Source organism: Lysinibacillus sp. FSL W8-0992 (assembly GCF_038008685.1).
Classification (GTDB): domain Bacteria; phylum Bacillota; class Bacilli; order Bacillales_A; family Planococcaceae; genus Lysinibacillus.
In genome coordinates this window covers 2,959,091-2,977,984 of the sequence record NZ_JBBOZQ010000001.1, presented here as the reverse complement: position 1 = coordinate 2,977,984, position 18,894 = coordinate 2,959,091, and the positions used below count along the sequence as shown (strand labels likewise).

At 35.4% G+C, this 18,894-nt stretch carries 22 protein-coding genes; 3 read left to right on the top strand and 19 right to left on the bottom strand.

Annotated elements, in window-relative coordinates; genetic code table 11:
• Nucleotides 1-136: 136 nt before the first annotated feature.
• From NSQ74_RS15040 to NSQ74_RS15020, 5 genes are all read right to left on the bottom strand, one after another.
• Nucleotides 137-646: a hypothetical protein gene (locus NSQ74_RS15040; protein WP_340824349.1), complete on the bottom strand. Its 510-nt coding sequence runs from the start codon at nucleotides 644-646 to the stop codon at nucleotides 137-139.
• Nucleotides 647-809: 163 nt separating this feature from the next.
• Entirely contained in the window at nucleotides 810-1,295 is a 486-nt protein-coding gene (locus NSQ74_RS15035) for a hypothetical protein (RefSeq protein WP_340824348.1), read from the bottom strand.
• A gap of 107 nt (nucleotides 1,296-1,402) precedes the next feature.
• A complete protein-coding gene (locus tag NSQ74_RS15030) occupies nucleotides 1,403-1,888 on the bottom strand; it encodes a GNAT family N-acetyltransferase (protein ID WP_340824347.1) in 486 nt (161 codons plus the stop codon).
• 15 nt (nucleotides 1,889-1,903) lie between these two features.
• Complete coding sequence (locus NSQ74_RS15025; RefSeq protein ID WP_340826471.1) at nucleotides 1,904-2,251, bottom strand: DUF3147 family protein; 348 nt, start codon at nucleotides 2,249-2,251, stop codon at nucleotides 1,904-1,906.
• Nucleotides 2,251-2,649, bottom strand: a complete 399-nt coding sequence (locus tag NSQ74_RS15020; RefSeq protein ID WP_340824346.1) for a MarR family winged helix-turn-helix transcriptional regulator — start codon at nucleotides 2,647-2,649, stop codon at nucleotides 2,251-2,253. Before NSQ74_RS15020 ends, NSQ74_RS15025 begins: the two co-directional genes overlap by 1 nt.
• Before the next feature lie 387 nt (nucleotides 2,650-3,036).
• Between NSQ74_RS15020 and NSQ74_RS15015 the strand changes: the two genes are divergently transcribed.
• Together NSQ74_RS15015 and NSQ74_RS15010 are read left to right on the top strand one after the other, a co-directional pair.
• Nucleotides 3,037-3,333, top strand: coding sequence for a hypothetical protein (locus NSQ74_RS15015; RefSeq protein ID WP_340826469.1), 297 nt, complete (start codon nucleotides 3,037-3,039; stop codon nucleotides 3,331-3,333).
• A gap of 265 nt (nucleotides 3,334-3,598) precedes the next feature.
• Complete coding sequence (locus tag NSQ74_RS15010; protein ID WP_340824344.1) at nucleotides 3,599-4,246, top strand: FusB/FusC family EF-G-binding protein; 648 nt, start codon at nucleotides 3,599-3,601, stop codon at nucleotides 4,244-4,246.
• Between the two features lie 134 nt (nucleotides 4,247-4,380).
• Here the strand turns inward: NSQ74_RS15010 and NSQ74_RS15005 are convergent, their stop codons facing one another.
• Nucleotides 4,381-5,661: an oligosaccharide repeat unit polymerase gene (locus NSQ74_RS15005; RefSeq protein WP_340824343.1), complete on the bottom strand. Its 1,281-nt coding sequence runs from the start codon at nucleotides 5,659-5,661 to the stop codon at nucleotides 4,381-4,383.
• Between the two features lie 845 nt (nucleotides 5,662-6,506).
• The gene (locus NSQ74_RS15000) at nucleotides 6,507-7,373 is read right to left on the bottom strand and encodes a GNAT family N-acetyltransferase (protein WP_340824342.1); all 867 of its coding nucleotides are present in this window, start codon (nucleotides 7,371-7,373) and stop codon (nucleotides 6,507-6,509) included.
• A gap of 667 nt (nucleotides 7,374-8,040) precedes the next feature.
• Between NSQ74_RS15000 and NSQ74_RS14995 the strand changes: the two genes are divergently transcribed.
• Nucleotides 8,041-8,376, top strand: a complete 336-nt coding sequence (locus NSQ74_RS14995) for a helix-turn-helix domain-containing protein (RefSeq protein WP_340824340.1) — start codon at nucleotides 8,041-8,043, stop codon at nucleotides 8,374-8,376.
• Nucleotides 8,377-8,743: 367 nt separating this feature from the next.
• On the opposite strand, the gene NSQ74_RS14990 is transcribed toward NSQ74_RS14995, so the two are convergent.
• From NSQ74_RS14990 to NSQ74_RS14935, 12 genes are all read right to left on the bottom strand, one after another.
• A complete protein-coding gene (locus tag NSQ74_RS14990) occupies nucleotides 8,744-8,986 on the bottom strand; it encodes a hypothetical protein (protein ID WP_340824339.1) in 243 nt (80 codons plus the stop codon).
• Between the two features lie 598 nt (nucleotides 8,987-9,584).
• A complete protein-coding gene (locus NSQ74_RS14985) occupies nucleotides 9,585-10,193 on the bottom strand; it encodes a YpjP family protein (RefSeq protein WP_340824337.1) in 609 nt (202 codons plus the stop codon).
• Nucleotides 10,194-10,471: 278 nt separating this feature from the next.
• Nucleotides 10,472-11,359, bottom strand: a complete 888-nt coding sequence (locus NSQ74_RS14980) for a nucleotidyl transferase AbiEii/AbiGii toxin family protein (protein WP_340824335.1) — start codon at nucleotides 11,357-11,359, stop codon at nucleotides 10,472-10,474.
• 615 nt (nucleotides 11,360-11,974) lie between these two features.
• Nucleotides 11,975-12,286 (bottom strand): CHY zinc finger protein, encoded by a 312-nt coding sequence (locus tag NSQ74_RS14975; RefSeq protein WP_340824334.1) that lies wholly within the window; start codon nucleotides 12,284-12,286, stop codon nucleotides 11,975-11,977.
• A gap of 1 nt (nucleotide 12,287) precedes the next feature.
• Nucleotides 12,288-13,091 (bottom strand): energy-coupling factor transporter transmembrane component T family protein, encoded by an 804-nt coding sequence (locus NSQ74_RS14970; protein ID WP_340824332.1) that lies wholly within the window; start codon nucleotides 13,089-13,091, stop codon nucleotides 12,288-12,290.
• Entirely contained in the window at nucleotides 13,084-13,938 is an 855-nt protein-coding gene (locus tag NSQ74_RS14965) for an ATP-binding cassette domain-containing protein (RefSeq protein WP_340824331.1), read from the bottom strand. The genes NSQ74_RS14970 and NSQ74_RS14965 overlap by 8 nt, the downstream gene beginning before the upstream one ends.
• Nucleotides 13,914-14,723: an ATP-binding cassette domain-containing protein gene (locus tag NSQ74_RS14960; protein WP_340824330.1), complete on the bottom strand. Its 810-nt coding sequence runs from the start codon at nucleotides 14,721-14,723 to the stop codon at nucleotides 13,914-13,916. Before NSQ74_RS14960 ends, NSQ74_RS14965 begins: the two co-directional genes overlap by 25 nt.
• Nucleotides 14,724-15,545, bottom strand: coding sequence for an SDR family NAD(P)-dependent oxidoreductase (locus NSQ74_RS14955; RefSeq protein WP_340824329.1), 822 nt, complete (start codon nucleotides 15,543-15,545; stop codon nucleotides 14,724-14,726).
• The gene (locus NSQ74_RS14950; protein ID WP_340824327.1) at nucleotides 15,545-15,886 is read right to left on the bottom strand and encodes a MaoC family dehydratase; all 342 of its coding nucleotides are present in this window, start codon (nucleotides 15,884-15,886) and stop codon (nucleotides 15,545-15,547) included. Before NSQ74_RS14950 ends, NSQ74_RS14955 begins: the two co-directional genes overlap by 1 nt.
• A complete protein-coding gene (locus tag NSQ74_RS14945) occupies nucleotides 15,883-16,260 on the bottom strand; it encodes an FAS1-like dehydratase domain-containing protein (RefSeq protein WP_340824326.1) in 378 nt (125 codons plus the stop codon). The genes NSQ74_RS14950 and NSQ74_RS14945 overlap by 4 nt, the downstream gene beginning before the upstream one ends.
• The gene (locus NSQ74_RS14940; protein WP_340824325.1) at nucleotides 16,257-17,408 is read right to left on the bottom strand and encodes a thiolase family protein; all 1,152 of its coding nucleotides are present in this window, start codon (nucleotides 17,406-17,408) and stop codon (nucleotides 16,257-16,259) included. The genes NSQ74_RS14945 and NSQ74_RS14940 overlap by 4 nt, the downstream gene beginning before the upstream one ends.
• Nucleotides 17,405-18,883, bottom strand: coding sequence for an AMP-binding protein (locus tag NSQ74_RS14935; RefSeq protein ID WP_340824324.1), 1,479 nt, complete (start codon nucleotides 18,881-18,883; stop codon nucleotides 17,405-17,407). The genes NSQ74_RS14940 and NSQ74_RS14935 overlap by 4 nt, the downstream gene beginning before the upstream one ends.
• Nucleotides 18,884-18,894: the final 11 nt, after the last annotated feature.

Genomic DNA, 18,894 nt, shown 5'->3' with positions numbered 1-18,894 from the left:
ATTTGAAAATTAATTTTCTCATTAACAACTATGCCCTTTTTATTGATATCACTAAGTGTAAAACGCATACATTTTTTCTGAAAAAATTTTTTTGTTATGGGATTGCGCATTTATCGTTAGTTCTATCCTCTATGAGTTAATAATGGTTGACCACTACTTCATTATGCCAGCTTATAGATTCTGACAATTGATAGGACACTAAGTTAGCCGTTACAACTAGCATAACACCTGCTCTAGACAGCATTGTATGCGTCGGATTTTCTAATACAAGTACAATATAGCCCTCACCACTACCTTGACTATCAATTGCATTCGTCGCATCTATATCAAAAGTAGTGTATTTGTCTTCTATCAATGTAGGGATTCGGTCTTCCCTATAGCTTCCATGTTCTTTCAAATTGTAGCTGACTGGCATCCATCCTTCTGACCAATCAATACTACCGATAATTTCTTTACTACGACTGGCAAGTTTTCCGATTGAAAACGTAAAGTATATCTTCATAACGGCCTGGTCCAATTCATTCTTTCCTTCACATATTGCTTCAACCTGGAGCATTACATCACCTTTAGACTGCTTCTTAACAACAACTAAAATGGTACCTAAAATACTAAGTACAAGCACGACACCAACTATTACTAATTCCATTAGACCCCTCCTATCATCGCGATAACTATTACCATTAGATTACCATGATTTAGGAAAAAAGGGATTTTTTCATCAAACAATCTTATGAAATGACATCGGCATAAACGATATGACAAATAATTTAGTTTTGCATAAATGAGGACTGTTTCGTTTTTTATCTATTTTAATTGGCATCATTTTTTTGCTCGTTATTTGGTTGAAGCACCGCTGTTAATGTAAATGGTATTTTCAAATAGTTATATTGAATTGTAACTTTTTGAATCGTTGTAGCATTTACTTGTATTGCATAATGTTGCGGTTGTTTACCAATCGCCTGTCTGTCTATGTATTGACTTGGAAAAATACTTACTTGCGTTAATTTATGAAATGTCATGTTTGGGTTGTTTTCAATTTTTGTATCTGTTTCAAATGGTTCTGATTTGCTGACAATAAGCTTCGCACTTTCCGGTAATTTTTCATCGACAAGAATCGTTTGTAACTGTAGCTCTCTTATACCTTTATTTTCAATTTCGATTAAACGGATAGTAGGGTTACCATCAGCGCTTGTATACCCATTGATAACAAGTGGCGGATTACTTTTCAAATAAATCACAAATGCCGCTCCCACTACTAGCACACTAAAGAATAGGATAAATAATATTTTTTTCATTGGATTCCTCACTTTCAATCTTCAACATAATTATAGCGAGAAATGATAGGCAGCGAAATATATTTCACCATAGTGGCAATCGATTCAAATGCAAAAAACCATCTGTCTCAAAACGAGGCAGATAGTTTTTGCAAACGTATTTCATCACGAATAGGAATTCCGTCATTGCCGATTAGTGGAATCTCAGGTTTCACTGCTCTTGCACGTTCTACTGCATTTTGTAAAATTTCTACGAGGTAATAGCCACGCTTTTGGTAAAATTTTAATGCATGTAAATTATCATTTGTTGTAATGAGTGAAACAACTGTACAGCGGTGTTGCCATGCATGCTCTTCTACTGCTTGTACAAGTAATGTCCCGATACCTTTTCCCTCTTCCATACTATCGAGAGAAATAATTTCACATTCATCCTCACGAATTACGTATGTTACTAGACCTGCGATTTTTTTATTATCGTTAATAAAAGCAAAGCCTTCTAACTTACTACAATCATAAATCCCACTGGAAATAACCATTTCTGTAGTTCCCCAATGCGCTTGAAAAAACTCGATGACATCCTTTTTATTCACTTGTGAAATATTGATAACTGACATTTAACTTCACCTACTTTAAATTGAAATATGAAATACTCCAGCAATTGCTTTCTGAATACCTAAACAGATTGTCCATGAGGCTACTCCTAGCGCTATAGCAAAAACAATATGGATAGATGATTTCATTGCCATATACATCACAAAAAGCATGACCATCGTTGCTGGAAGCCCAACGATAACCCCTACCATAAAGCGCTGAATATGCTCATTTGGTTCACTTTGAACTGTTAGCCAAATAATACTCAAAATACTGACAAGTGGTAGCGCGGCAATCACACCACCGTATGTAGGAAATCTTCTTGCAACTTCTGTCACTATAGCGATAATTGCTGCGGAACTAATAATTTTTACGAGTGTATACATCATTTCGACACCTCACTTAATAACCGAAATGCTTCCAAAACACTTTGTTGTTCTTTTTCGGTTAATAGGTTCAGTGCTTGCTTAAGCTTATTATCGTCTAATTCCGTATTTTTCTTTAAAACAATTCGCCCTGCATCCGTTAGATAGAGATTAACTTTGCGTTGATCTTCGGTTGCTCGAATCTTCTCAACCCAGCTAAGACGTTCAAGCTTTTTTATATGCTCTGAAGCTGTATTTTGTGAAATATTAAGCAACGTTGCAATATCGCGGACTGTCACTTCATCTTCCTTTTGAATCATCTGTAAAATACGCACACTTTGATGGGAAATCACATCTTCATGTGTTGTATGGAGATGATAAAAAATATTTGTGAAATAATGGTTAATATCTTGTATCATATATTTTATACTCCTTTAATATATCGTCGATAACGATTATATCGTACTTAGCGATACATTAAAAGAGAATACTATGAATATACGATAAATTTTAGCTATCGTTCTATTGTCGTTATTTATTGTTTTTAACGAAATTGGCATCGAACAACAATAATCATAAGAACCTTAAACGTAAGTAGTCGTAAAATCTTTTTCACCTCAGCGCTAAAAATCGCTAGTTATTTCAAATTGATTCCTTTATTTAATAACTTTTTTCTACTAACATTGATAGGCTCTTGTAAGCATGTACTATGTGCAGTATCATTACACTACTAAATCTAGAAGAGAATACGAAATTGAGGGTTACGCGTGTTATATTTGGTGTATTTTTTTGTCGGTGGAGCCATTATGGTGCTTGCATTGCTTTTAAGTCAGTCAAAATATTTATTTTTATCGGGCATTATTACTGCCTTGCCAATTCTGACGCTCATTAATATGGGTATGCAAATGAAAAATATGAAAGCAGACACCTTTCATAGCGTTTTACAAAATACAGTTTTTGGAGCAGTAGGCATGTTACTTTTCACTGTACTCGCCTTCCTATTAACAAACTGGTATAAGCCTAGCATTGCTGTTATAGGTGCATTACTCGTCTATGCAATTTTCATGCTTTCAGGGAAATTTATTATGTCTATGGTGTCATAAATCCAATAATGCACGGTTATAGGGCTGCTTAGCACAGTCCTTTTTTATTTTAGAAAAACGCCACCTCTTTCTTTATTTCATTGCCTTAAAATGTTAAAATAATAATAGTTCTCTTTACAAGGAGGAATCGAAATGGTCGCATTCTATTGTAATGCCTGCTCTAGACCCACCTATCTACAGGTCGAAGAGGTCTAGGTTAACTCCACAAATGGATGATCTCTTTAGGCCGCAAATACAAAAGCCTAATTTACAGGAGTGATTTCACATGGAAAAACAAGCAATTCAGCCGTTTTTAACGGTTGCAAACTATAATTTACTTGGTCAACAAATGAATAAAATTTTACAAACAATAGCTACTTCCAAAGACACAAATGTCGTTCAAACTGTGCGTGGCCTTGTCCAAAAAGAGATTTCTGAAAATGTTGTCATGACAAATTCAGAAGCCCAACTGATTGAGCCCATTTATTCAGTAACAGAGCGTGCAGCAGGTGAATCGTATTTACAAGACCTGAAGTTATATGTCATCCCATTTAAGCCAATTACAGCAAGCACTATAAAAAGCTTGTTTAAAAAAGAAAAAAAGCTAAAGTTGCCAAATCTAGAACGATTAGATTTTCAACAAATTTGTTATTTCGCGTGGGATGATCTTGGTACACATCGTAAATATGTCATTCTTGAGCAAGACGATAAGCTAAAAGCAATTAAAGGCACTTTTGCAAATAATACGGTTCGTGGTATATGCGCAATTTGTAATCGTCACGCTGATGTTGGACTATTTACAACTTCCATCAAAGGGAATGTCGTGGGCACTTATACGAACCATAGTAATTACATTTGTGCTGACAGCGATACGTGTAATCAACATGTAACAGATATGAATAAAACAATTACGTTTTTTGAGCGTATAACTTGATCATAAACAGCCTTCCCTACTATAGGGAAGGCTGTATTTTGTATGTTGTTAATACAATCTGGCAAACTTTCCCCACAAAAAAACAATCCTTAAAAGCAGTTGCCATTAACTTTAAAGGATAGTTTGCCTATATTTTATAAATCAAGCATGCGCTTATCGGTTGTTATAATGGAAGATGCGATAATAACGAAGCCAAGCATAAGAACAAAGATTAAATCGAGTAAACCTGTATGCATTGAAACGGTAAACACGGTAATTGTAAATGCGTAAACGACAGTGTGGAAACTGCGAATACCATTTTGCTTTACTTTATTATAAATTAAAGAAATTAAGACACCATATAATAGGAAGCCAATTGCAACTAATAAATAACCCCCATCTAAAAACAATTGACCTATAAATGTTGGGGTAGTTGTTCGCTGTTCACGTGTAACATTTACACCACGTTCGCTCGTAATCGAGTTGACGACCTCTGTAACCCTCATGCGAGGTGAAATTTGTTCACCAGGTAAAATTGTACTAAATATTCCTTTATGAATTTCACCTTTTAAGTAATCTTCTTCTTTTGTGTATTCAATTATCGTACTTAAAACGATGTGACTTGTGACAGCTTCAGCATTTAATGCTCGAACCCATTTCGGTACTAAGTTTACTTTTTGTTCAGCCGTTAATAGTTTATCTCTTTCCTCAGCAGTTAATTCTACATCGGGTTGCTCACGCTTATTGAATTCCTGTGACGTATCTTCTGTAAGGACACGTATAAATCCAAACAACGAGAATGCTACACCAATTACGACCAATGCGGTTAAAAACCATGTTAATTTCACTCTTTTTACAACATAGTGGAAAATAATGATGCCAGTAAATAACATAATGATAAGTGGCGTACGGTAGCCCATTAATAAAAATAAAAACATGACAACTGCAAAAATTGAACCATATACGATTGCCTTTTTCCATGTCATCGTCTTTTCCAAAATCATTTTATAGGACAAGAGCAATAACACACCAAACCATAATAATTGGCTAAAGAAGTTTAACTTTGGATCTAAATTACGGCGATTTGCTTCGTCCGTAATCCCTAAGTTGCCACTAAAAATCATCATTAAATAGGAGCCTAGCCCAAGCAATGTCAAGGCAACTATAAAATGGATCACATATTTCCCTAAGAACGACAGTCCGAACGATGGAATTGTCCACTCAAGTTTATCAATTATCAATACACCTATGTAATAACAAATAACAGCTAATATTACAGCTGGCCATATAGATACATGTATACCGAATTGTTCAAATTTATGCCAATCAAATAAACTGATAAAAAAATATAACAGTAAAATAAATGGCAAAAAGAAATACGGAGAAAACATATCAATTTTATTTAATTTTCCAAAACTTTGTTTCAATTTGCTCATACATATCACACCTTGTAGATGTTACTTCCCCTCCTCTTTTATTTTTGTAAAACAAAATCAGTATATCATATTTTTTGTAAATTTTATAGATAGTTTCCAATTTATACGAGGGATTTAAACAATTTTACAGTTTAGTGCCTATTCATTACATACAAGGATTTAATAGTACTGTTGCATTAGTGGTAAAAACAATCTTTATAAGAGTAAAAAGATGTAAATGTATAATCAAAAAATTATTGTTTTAAAAAATAATTAACAAGCGATCCGATAATCAATATAATGATAAAAATTAGGAATCCTTTGAAAGTAAATCCTTTCACTATATTTCTTTCTGGAATCCAATTATTATCATCATTGCGTACATTGCGTTTTTTGTTTTCCATGACTACACCTCTCTTAAATAATATGTTTTCCCCTTATAAAAATAATACAATAGAATTAGAGGAAACATAAAATTATTAAATGTCTAATTATATATAATATTAAGATAAGGTGAGAATTAGTTTTTATTAAAGGAGGAACTATCATATGAAATTACTTTTATCGTTCATTTCAAGTTTAATTTTAGTAGTGTTTCTAGCTTTTAGTTCAAGTGCCTTTGCAGAATCATCTCTAAAATAATCAAAAGTGCGGATTATCTTATTATTCACAATAGGATGCCGAGCTTCCGAACGATTGCTCCTGCCTTATTTATGTGTGGCAGCATCATACAGATTAGCAGTTGGACTTACTGCTACGTCCTACGCTAGACGACTTATATGGTTGCTGCCATGTGACAATTGAAATTGGTTGTGTCCGTCCATGCTCGAATAAGTAATTTTGACGATTATAATCGATCGAATATTTCAGAGGATTTTTGTCATAAAAACTTGTGATATAGAAGTATTTTCAAAACCACTTTCCATTAAAGAAGAAACTACACGGCCATTTCCTTTTAAGAAGTTATAAGTTGTACGATTGATAGCTTGGTCATATTCTAATGCGTATGCGAGGAGTTTATTTAGCGCATCTTCATTTCCATTTTCTTTCACCTGAAATAAAGTAATGTTTTCTGTCTTATTGCCAAACACACATTTTTTTCGAATAAGACAAGCTGCCTGCACTTCTCCATTCTTCGAAATTATCACAGCTTCTCCACCTAGTTTTGGCGTATTACTAGCATCCGTTTGCCAAGGGACGATTGTTGAAAATAAATCTGATCCAATAGTTTGGGTAGCTGGCATTCTTATAATTTCATAGCCGTCAAGATTTGGTACATTACTATTTAAAATTTTATTTGCACGTAAAAAGAATAAATCGTCCTCCACTTTGTAACCACACTTTTCATATAAAGATATAGCTGGCTTATTTTCTGACAGCGCCTCTAAAGTTGCTACTGAAACTTTATGTTCTTTTAAAATTTTTTCCGCTTCCTCCATCAAGGAATAGCCCAATTTCTTACCCCTGTATTCTGGAATAATACCTGTTCCACCATTCCAAGAAATCTTTTGACCTTTCACTTCTCTAATTCCTTGGAGCACAAAGCCGATTGGGTCTTTTCCATCATATGCAACGATAGATAATGCCGGAGAATATCCATCATTTGCAAATCGACTTAAGAATGTATCAAAAGATAAATTCATCGGCACTAAATAGCCTTCAAATCCACGATTAAATAGGACATGCGCTTCTTCAAAGCTTAATGAAGACATCAATTTATACGAAATATTCATGGCTTTCCCTCACTTTTTTATGAAATAAAGATATTTCCCCTTTGATTACTCCCCATTTTTTTCAAAGTAACTCTCCTTCAATACATTTTTTCGACATTCAAGTGGTTAAGACCTCTATTCTTCTTTCACTAAATTACGTCTTTAATATTTTTTGGATACAAATGGTACACTTCAACATCTACAACTTAGTAAAAACTAAATCAAACTCACCACAATCGTTAGGTAAAAAATGACTTTCGGTATTAATTGAACATTCATTTTGCTGTTTCTTAGCACGAATACTTGTCCTTCTAATTTGTAATCCTTTGCTAATACCTAATTAGTTTTCACTTTAAAGTTCATGCAATCCTACTACATACCCAATTACAACCCCATTTCAATTGATTTACGACATCTCCAATAGACTAATATACTAATATTTGTAATTATTTTGATTTTCAAGTCCTTACTAAAACCTTCTCGATTAATACGTTAGGTGGATGGTTTTACTTTATATTGTATATTATCCTAGTAAAGGATTCTTTCTCTGCTACACAAAGGGAGAAGTTTCCTTTTTAATTGAATATTTATTTCCAAAATGTGAATTCTATCTTTCATGTAGATTCCACAATATAATCATATAGTTTAAACCGCAAACTATATATGAAAAGAAGAATGAGGTGTAGAAGTGGAAAATTATTCACCAAGAATAATACCTAAAATTTTTATGCGGTATTATGAAATTATGGATCATACACTACTTTCTGAAGCAGAAAAACAGCTAACTAAATTAGCATTTAATTTGTTAAATATGAGAATAGAAAAAAATATTAGTCAAGATGAAGTGATAGCAAAAAGTGGTTTATCCAAAAGTGTTGTTTCGAAAATGGAAACCTTTAACTCAATTCCATCTTCTATAACCTTGGCTAAATATGCAAAAGCATTAGATATGGAATTAATCCTCGTAGACAGTGAGCTCTTTAATAAATGGAAAGAGAGAAGTAAGCACAACAATTATTTGTAAAATTAAATCACTACAATTTAGACTAGGTAAGAAAGTTTAATCTTTAATGGTATCTACTCTTAATTTGACCAAAAAAATAATACCTAAATCATTGCTTGTTGTTTGGTGGGTTACTGAATAATATGCGACGAATGTATAAAAAGGACCTCACCAAAATGGTGAGGTCTACATGTTTCTTCAGTACAATTAAATTAATTGTTACAGAAACTGATGGACTAGATTGAGTACCAACTCTATCAACATCCACAACAAGAGTTATTTGATAAGCTCCCTTAATTTAGCATTGTGATATTCATTAGAAAATCTCTCGTTTCTATAAATACTTTCGAAAAATTGTATATTCTTAACTGGAACTTTAACGTAAATTTTATTGAAAATTAAATGTCCAGGTCATTGTCCCAGTTGCTCCATTACTACCTGTATAGTCAAAAGTAATCTTAACTGGACCTGAACCAACTTTTTTCACATCTAAATATACATGTCCTGATGGATTTGGTCCTATAATTGTTGCAGTTGCTATACTTGTGTTATTACTTCTAGGGTTACTATAAGTAGCAACTGTACCGTTTTGCCCTGGTATCGCAACTGTCAAGTTCACATTTGTAGACATAATGAAATTACCAGGTATAGTTCCTCCATCATTATATGGTGCCGAAATACTTACATTTGGTTGGCTATTCTCGTCTTATATCTTTTCTCTATCTCAAGATTTTATAGCGAGCCTTCACCGTACAGGCGACTTTCATCGCATACGGCGATCTGTCAGCAATAGATTTTTAAAAAAATTATTTCCCCTCGTTAATTGTATATGAATTTAAGTAAGGTCAATACTGACGAATGTTAATACGAATGTTAACTCTCTATTTTATTCTCTACTGAAATATTTACGGAACTTTTTTTCATCTACATATGTAGTTAAAATATAATCTTCCACAGCAGTGCAGTATGCTTTGTTCGTATTTGATTGACCAAATAAAATCCAACTTACTTGCCTTGACTGTCTGTTTTTAACAGGAGAATGTCCTCTTTTAATTGGAAATTGAAAAATGATGTATTTAGGGTACTAATTGAGGTACATGCTTTTTACATCACTCCCTATCTGCAATAACATTAATAATTACTTCCATAAGAATTTACTAAAAATCTTGATATATCATGGTTTCCACGCAAAAAAAACACTCGTATTCAATACGAGTGTTTCGGGTATGCTATGACAACCACTTCGGTGGTGTGTTTTTTTCCCAATAAATATCACCAAGATTGTTATGAGCCATAAAGTTGTCTTCGGCACTGTGGTAGTGGAAGTTATAGTAATAGCCTTCTTGCGGACGCTTTTCAGTGCGTACGTGGAAGCGGATTAAATCATCTCCTGTTTCGTTATTAACGATGTTGAAGATTTTCTCTCCGTAGTTACCACTTGGTTTTTCTGTAATTGTGAGATTTGCCAGTGATCTGTCTTCTACATTTGCAATGGTCATCGCAATTGCTTCTTCCATTTTCGGGAAGATAATGGAGTCAAATTCATTGCTAATTTTAGGACCAATTTTTGTCCCAAACTTCACATATGACTGCTCTTTCGCTGCATCGACAAGTAACGCACCATAGTCAATCGCATCTTGCTGTATTTCGGTCGCTTCTTCTGCTATTGCTTCTGGTTCAGCTGCTAGTGCAGTGCTTGTCCCAGGTGATGGACCAATCGAAGCACGATTTGATGGATTATGATCGAATGCATCCCAAATTTCATGTGTTGGCGTAATTAATCCAAATGTTAAAAACGCAACCATAATTACGATACTTTTTTGAACCCACTTTTTCATTAATTAACACCTTCTTTTTTATGTACAAATTGGTAATTCTACTTATAATATAATACGTTCCAACCAATAAAAGGTTTCATATTTCTATATTTCATTGTACAATAATTTATGTATAAATGTGTCGTTTTTTAAAAGGAGGTACAAAGTATGTCAATTGTAATGGGTATTGGTCTTTTATTAATGTTAGGTTACTTAACTTCTTTATGCTTCACGGACTAATTCATATTTTTTCACAAAAATCCGCGAACTTTATTAGAGCTCGCGGATTTTTCATTTTCTTATTGCCAATCACCTAGTTTGTAATCCCAATTTTCAAAAAATTCATTCTCTACTATTACTTCCTCATAAATTGGCACTAACAATTGATGAACAAGTTTTTGTACTTTATCGAATGGTAACGTCTGTTGATTAACTAATTGTTGCCATCTCTTGTTGTTAGTAGCGTCTAAATAAAGTTGTTTAGAGAACATTGATGGATATTTTTCTAGTGTTGTTTTATGTCGGTCAAATGTATCTGATATAGCCTCTTGTAAAACTCGACCTTCAAAATTCTGTGTACTTGCTAATAAGTATACATCATAATATTCTTTCATTGCTTGTTCGCATGCTGGGTATTGATATAATAAGTTAAATTTATGTGCAATCATGAGCTCTGTTGGATAAGCCAATAACTCAATTGGCGAATTATCTAGTATCGTCTGAAGCGCCATCGTTTTTGGAGCCATTGCTATTCTATCAAAAAGGTTAATCTTTATTTCTATGTATGTTGTTATGTGTCCTAATTGTGCAGGCATTCTAATATGAATTTGATCTTCATCACTAGTTGTAATTTCTAATTCATCGCTAACAAATTCAATACCATCCTCTGGTACATTCACCGAGCAAATTTCTTTGAAAGCATGCTGTATGATGCTATCTTTGTTGGCCATTTTTTTGGCACACAATGTAATTCCTGTAGAAGACTTATCATAATTATTTGTTAATGCACCGATTAAACGATCTCCATACAGCCAATACTGATCCTCGTAGGAAGAAGCCGCTAAGCGCACTAATAACCTTTCGTGGGAATAGAGTGTTACAAATACCTCCAAGCTTTTCTGTTGTTGCTGAGCTACATCTGTTAATTGGTCCAATACAGGTATTGATACCTCATTTACTTGTTTCATATGCCACCCTCACTTCAATCATTTTTCAGAATTTTTCAATCAAAATAGCATATATTTGATTTTTTAAAAAACTCTGTACTTCATTATTACTTATTTTCCCACAATAGTAAACGGTAATATAATCCAGAGATAGTTTGTCGTTTTTTGTCGTTATTTAGGAAAATAAAGCGAAAAATGCACCTAACTTTTCTAAAAAAGCAGGTGCTAAATGGCAGATATTTATTATTACTGTTAATATTATCAAAAAAATTGGACAAGGGGTAGCTTCGCGTTTGCGAAGCTACCCCTTTAGTATTTAATAGGTAACATTTCTGTAAATTGTAAAGTCTCAACCCAATCATCTGGGGAATATTATTTGGAAACGTTTTCGTTTCATCACCGCGGTAAAATTCCACTGTGTGCCCTCTAACTTAAGCAACGCAAACCCAACCTTCTTTTGCGTCCTTGCAGCCCCAAAGCATGCGCCAGTGTGAATAAGTATCCTAAAAAACAAAAAGCAGAATGCCAGATTACTGAATGTTGCTACCCAAAATAGCACGAGTCTTATTATAACATAAAGTATTTAAAAAGTAAAACACTGTATCTATATCGCTTCTCACACTTAGTCTCTTCAACTTACATTTCAAAATAAATAGGATAATGATTGGCACAACGTGCATTAAAAGTCGACTTGCATTGCGGACAAGATGATGACTGCATATAATCATGAATCGTCATTTCATGTTTACAATGTCCACAAAGTATCGCCCTTGTATGAAATTGTGATTGCTGCCAGCGTTTTATGGTATGCTGGGCATGTTCCTCATGACACTTATAGCACGGATAATAGCGCTCGCAACATGCAAACTTTATCGCGATAATATCTTTTTCTGTATGATAATGTATGCATCTCGTTTCATCATCAATTATTGGACCGAAAATCTCCATTTTATATTCCACTCCATTTAATAAAAATTAATACAAATACGAACAAAACTGTTACGAGCATTGCTATTATATCTTTTTTCTCATAGTGGAGTTCAATATAGCTCGTGCGATTTTTACCATCGCCATATCCTCTAGCATCTATGGCATCACTTAATTGATCTGCCCGTTGTATAGTTGTAAACAGCAACGGTATAACAATTGGAATATACGCAAAAATACGCTTCATAAACGGTAATGATTTAATGTCAAACCCTCTTGATTTTTGTGCTAGTATAATTCGATTTAACTCCTCTAAAACAGTTGGAATAAATCGAATGGCAATAACAATCATTAGTGAAAATTGTTCAATCGGTACACGGAGCTTCGATAACGGTTTTAGCAATTTTTCTAAACCTTTAGCTAAAATAAGTGGCTTCGTTGTAAGGGTCAATAATGAAGCTAATAAAACAAGGAGCAAAATACGCCAGACAAACCGAATGCCCGCTTCAATTCCTTCAATCGTAAATGTGATGATTCCCATTGACCATAATACATGTCCTTTAGTAAAGAGCAGATGATAAACAAATGTAAAGGATAAGATAAAGAGTAATGGCTTCACACCTTTTAAAATCACAACAAACGGTACTTTAGAAACAATTAATAGTGTAAACACAAAAAAAGTGGCAATTACATAGCTCGTCGCTGTATCTAATAATAAGAAGCTTAACATCAGCATAAAAATACTGATAATTTTAATGCGAGGGTCTAATCGATGGAAAATGGACTGCTTGTCGACATACTGTCCAATTATAATAGAACTACGCATCAAGCTTCCCCCTAAACTGTAAATATGGCTTAACAGCATTGAAGATGGTTTGCTCCTTACAGTTCGCTACTGCTATTTTCTCCCCAAGTAATTGTTCCACAACTTTTAATAATTGTAGTTGTTCCGGCATTGTTAGTCCTGCTCTTGTTACTATATGGGCCTGCTGTAAAAACAATTGATTGGTATTTAAGTGTACTTGTATTTCTCCTTCATGTAGAACAATGACTTCATCAGCGTACTCAGCGACATCTTGCATTTGATGGGTAACAAACAGAACGGTATGATTCGTTTCTAATTGCCATTCCTTCAAAAAATCTAGTAACGTTGACTTACTAATCGGGTCAAGCCCAGCCGTAGGTTCATCCAAAATAAGTAACTTTGGCTGCATTAATATTATAGATGCTATCGCTACACGACGTTTTTGTCCCCCACTTAGTTGAAAAGGAGCAAGCGTCAAAATGGTTTCATCTAAACCTACTTTCGGAAGAATTGCAGAAATACTAGCTCGTATTTCTTTTTCGGATTGTCCTATTTGTTTTAGTCCAAACGCTAGTTCCTTATAAACTGTCGTTTCAAAAAACTGGTGCTCTGGATATTGAAAGACATAGCCAATTTCCTGTAAATCTTTTTTTTGCCCTTTTCCACTTAGCGTAATAAGGTTATTATGTAGTCTATATTCCCCTATAAAATCTACTAATCCCTTAAATAATTGAACAAAGGTTGACTTACCTGCTCCAGTTTTTCCAATAATCGCAACCCATTTACCATCTGCTATGGAACACGAAATATTTTTTAAAGCTGTTTGATTATCATATTCAACTGTTACGTTTTTGAGCTCGTATCCCATAGTAAACGAATTGCTCCTTCCCAGTCCGGTGTTAATGACCATGCTTCATTTGCTAATTGATGAATTTTGACAGCGATAGGCTCCACTAAGGAAAAATCTCTTACATTGATTGTTTCAAATAGAGCTATCGGATGTCCATCGAAGCAAATTTGACCGTTATCAAGTAAAAGCACACGATTTGTTTGCATTACTTCATCCATATGGTGTGTGATGTGGACAATCGTTAAACCAGCTTGATGCAGTGAGTGCATGAGGGTTAATACTTGTTCTCTTCCTATTGGATCTAACATTGACGTGGCCTCATCAAAAATAATGCATTGTGGACGCATAGCTAAAATTGCCGCAATCGCAACACGTTGCTTTTGCCCACCGGATAATTCATGTGGCATGCAATCTAAATAGGTTTCCATGTCAACTGCTTTGCTAGCCCATTGAACACGCTGATCCATTTCTTCCTTTGGTAAACAAATATTTTCAAGCCCAAAAATGATTTCATCTCGAACGCTCGTTGTAATAAATTGATCTTCAGGATTCTGAAAAATAAAACCTATTTTCTGTCGAATTTCTTTTAAATCTACAGCATTACTTGTCTCCAAATGTTGAAATCGTACAACCCCGTTTTTCGGAAGGTATAAGCCATTCATTAATTTTGCAAGTGTTGATTTGCCACATCCATTTTTGCCGACAATTGATACAAATTCACCAGCCTGTATGGTAAAATGAATATCTTTTAAAATGGGTGCACTCTTTTTGTGATAAAAATTGACATGCTCAAATACTAGCATTTAAACACTTCCCTTTTGCTCATCGTACATGGCGAAAAAACGCTCTGGACTACTGGCAGAAATGCTTTGCTGTGGTCTCGTCCATTTCGTAACCGTTGTACCATTTACCCCAAATATTTCTCCCGTTAGATTTGCATCTTGCTGCGCTAATAATGTACCGATAAAGTGGGCAATATCCTCTGGAGTCCCCACCTTCCAATAATCAGGAAACGGTTCATTGCGTTGGGCATATTTTTTTGATATAAAATCAATCACAGGCTTCGTCATATCCGTTAACGCAGCAGGTGAAATGGCATTTACACGAATATTAAATGGCTTCAACTCTTCCGCCAATGTCCAGGTCATTCCAAGGATGCCCGCTTTCGCCGCACTATAATTGAGTTGGCCTTTGGAACCCATTAGTCCAGCTGTTGACGTCATCAATAAAATATCGCCTCCTCTTTCGAGTAAATGAGGCAGTACGCGTGAAATACAGTAAAAAGCGCCATGTAAATGGACATTGATGACATCTTGCCATTGCTCAGTTGTCATTCGCATACATTTTTCATCTCGTAAATTGCCAGCATTATGAATGAAAACATCTATTTGTCCAAACTCTACCATCACAGCTTCAATCATCTTAGACACCGCTTCAACATCAGCAATATCCGCACAATACCCAACTGCCCTATTTCCTTCAGCACGGATTTGTTGGACGACTTCATCAATTAACTGCTGGTTCGTGCCATTTACAACGACACTGTATTGATTATTAGCTAGATGAATAGCCGTACTGCGACCAATCCCTCTTGTTGCCCCTGTAATAAGTGCGACCTTCTTCATTATCTCAACTCCTTCACAACAAAAAATCCTATAGCAATTAAGTCGTTGTTGTTGGTCAATAAGGATACTTCTATCGTATTGTGCTTTTCAATAAATCGAAACGTCACTTCTTCATCTATTAGAAGTGGTTTTTGGAACCGCATATCATAACGAACGACCCATTTTAACGGATGTTCTTTAATATACAATGATTGAGCAAGCCCCATTAAATACATACCGTGCACAATCGGGCGTTCGAAGCCCGCTTCCTTCGCTGCCTCAGCATTAACATGGATTGGGGCATCATCTTTCGATACTTGTGCATAATAGTAGACCTGTTTTGCAGTAACTGTTTTTTTCATATGTCAGCACCTACGTGGATCAAAACTGTTTTTAATTGCACAATTTCTGTTCCTTGTTCGAAACAGTTTAAAGTATAAGTATAAAAAGTCATTGGTCCTTGTTTTCCTTGTTTATGCTCTTTATGACTTAACGCTAATTCACAATGTAATACCATTCCTTCTTGAATTGGCAAATGATAAAAAAATTGCTGCGACCCGTGGAGAACTGGCTTTTGATTATTAAAAATTGCTCGATCAAATTGTTGCCAAAATACAATGGGCATGGTCGCAGGGGCAATGAGTTTGCCATGAAGATATTGTAACGGGGCCTCTATACTTTTAGCATAGCGCTGTATCCACTCAGCTGTTACGGTTATTTTTTTTGTTAATCTCATCGAACTGCCTCCACAAGCGTTGCAAGCCCCATTCCACCACCAATTCCTAGTGTTGCAAGCCCTCTTTTATATGGTTGATATTTCATTTCATAAAATAATCGGGTGATTAAAATAGCACCTGATGCGCCGTACGGATGACCAATGGCAATTGCCCCACCAGCTCGATTAACCTTGTCCTCAGGAATTTGTAATGTCTGGATTGAAGCGAGCACCTGTGAAGCAAAAGCTTCATTAAATTCAACAATGTCAATATCTTCTACGTTCAGTTGTTGCCTGTTCAATAGTTTTTGTACAGCTGGAACTGGACCAATCCCTAAATAATTTGGATCGACACCTGCAGCCTGTGTATCGACAATGCGGAGTATCGGCTGTAATTGTAATTGACGGCATTTTTCTAAAGACATGACTAAAACCAGTGCCGCACCATCATTTAGCGGGCATGCATTTCCTGCAGTGACCGTACCATTATCTAAAAATACAGGTCTTAATGATTGAAGCTTGTCAACACTTGTATTCTCTCTTGGACACTCATCTATAGTTACCCAGCCATCATTTACATGTAGAGGCACTATTTCTTCGTCAAAACGATTTAAATTCCTTGCTTGAATCGCTTTTTGATGGCTTTTGTATGCGTAATGGTCTTGTGCTTGTCGTGAAATCGAAAATTTCATTGCTACATTTTCAGCTGCTATACCCATGTCAGGATCGCCATAACGCTGTGGGGTAAACGGGGCACGTGAATAAACTTGGGGCATAGCCATTAATGTACTCGGCTTTTTCATTTTCCAAGGTGCACGACTTGTACTTTCTACACCACCAGCTAAATAAACGTCTCCTGCTCCACTTTGAACAAATCTGGCAGCCATATTAATTGCTTCTAGCCCTGAGCCACATTGACGGTCAATGGTAACCCCTGGAATAGAAAAAGGTAAATCTGCTTCTAAAGCAGCAAGTCTGGCCAAATTTCCTCCTGGCCCGACAACATTTCCTAAAATGACATCATCAATACAATCGCTTGGTAATGCAGTTTCTTTTATTATTTCTCTTATTAATGGGGCTACTAGATGCTCTGGTTCCAGTGTGGCTAGCTGCCCCCCCATTTTGCCAATTGGTGTTCGTTTTGCCATCACAATTACTGCGTCTCTCATGACAATTCCTCCATTAACCAATCTTTCATGGCTTTACGAGCTATTTTTCCGCTGCTTGTAAAGATGAACGTCTGCACTGTTACTAATTGTTTCGGTAGCTTATAACTTGCTAAAAACTGAGCGCCAAATTGCTGAATTTCTTCTAGTGAAAGCGTTCGATCATCTTGCCATTTAATACAGGCAACAAGCCGTTCCCCCCAGTAATCATCTGGCACACAAACTATTATCATGTCATCAATTACACTATGTCGTTTTAGCACCGTTTCCACTTCCTCTGGATACACATTTAAGCCACCAGTAATCAGCATGTTTTTGGCTCGACCAATTAAATACAACGCTCCGGAATCGTCTTGCCTCATATAATCTCCTGTTTTTAACCAGCCTTCATGAAATACTGCATTTGTTTCTTCGGGTAATAGAAAATAACGAGTGAACATCATTTCACTACGAACATAGAGTAATCCAACTTCGCCAATTGTCACTTCACGTTGTTCGTTATCTCGAATGGAAATCTCTACACCACGAAAAGGTTCTCCAACTATATGTTCTTGCATCGTTTGATGGACATCTAAATAACTAATATAACTCGCTTCAGAAGAGCCGTAGAATTCAAATAACTTTGTTGTGCCAAATACCTTTTTCGCCCGTGCTTTCGATTGTTCTGACCATTTAGCTCCGGAAGAAATGATTGCTTGTGCATGCATTTCTTGCAAGCTATCTAACCTAAGTAGCTTTTCAATCATTGTTGGCACAAGAAATAAAATCATATTAGGCACTTCCCTGCAATACTTAACTACCTTTTTTTCCTCAAAAGCGGTCATAATATAAAACGTTCCACCAAAATATAAGCTTTGCATTAGCGCAAATAATGACAGTGACTGCACGAATGGTCCTGGTGCTAGAAAATTTTCTAAAGTATTTAACAGGAATGCTTCTTTTGTCGCAATAAAACTTTTCATCCAAGAATTGTGTGTTCGTTCGTAACCCTTTGGCATGCCAGTTGTCCCAGAGGTAAAGCCGATAAATAACGGGTCTTTCGCTTTATTAACCGTAGCTTCTTCTGTTAAAGTAGAAAACCATTCATCATAAGAAGCTATTTGCTTGTCCGAAAATACATACGTGTCTATTTGTTCGAAAACATGCAAATTTTTCTCATACATACACTCAAGAAAAATCATCCTCGGCTGTGCTTGTTTCAGCACCAACCCAATTTCATGTAAACTCCACTTTGGATCAAGTAAAATCGGCACACAACCCGCATACATAATCCCTAAAAAAACTTCCACAAATTCGATTCGATTGCTAGATAAAATCGCAATTTTTTCGTGCTCAAGTCCATTACATTGAATGCCTTTTGCAATTTTTTTCATGGCACTTACTAATTGTTCGTATGTATAAGACCGTTCCTCATGAATTAGCGCAATTCCCTTTGGCTGACGAACTGCATGTTCGATAATGGGTTCGATGATGTTCATTTCTTCACACA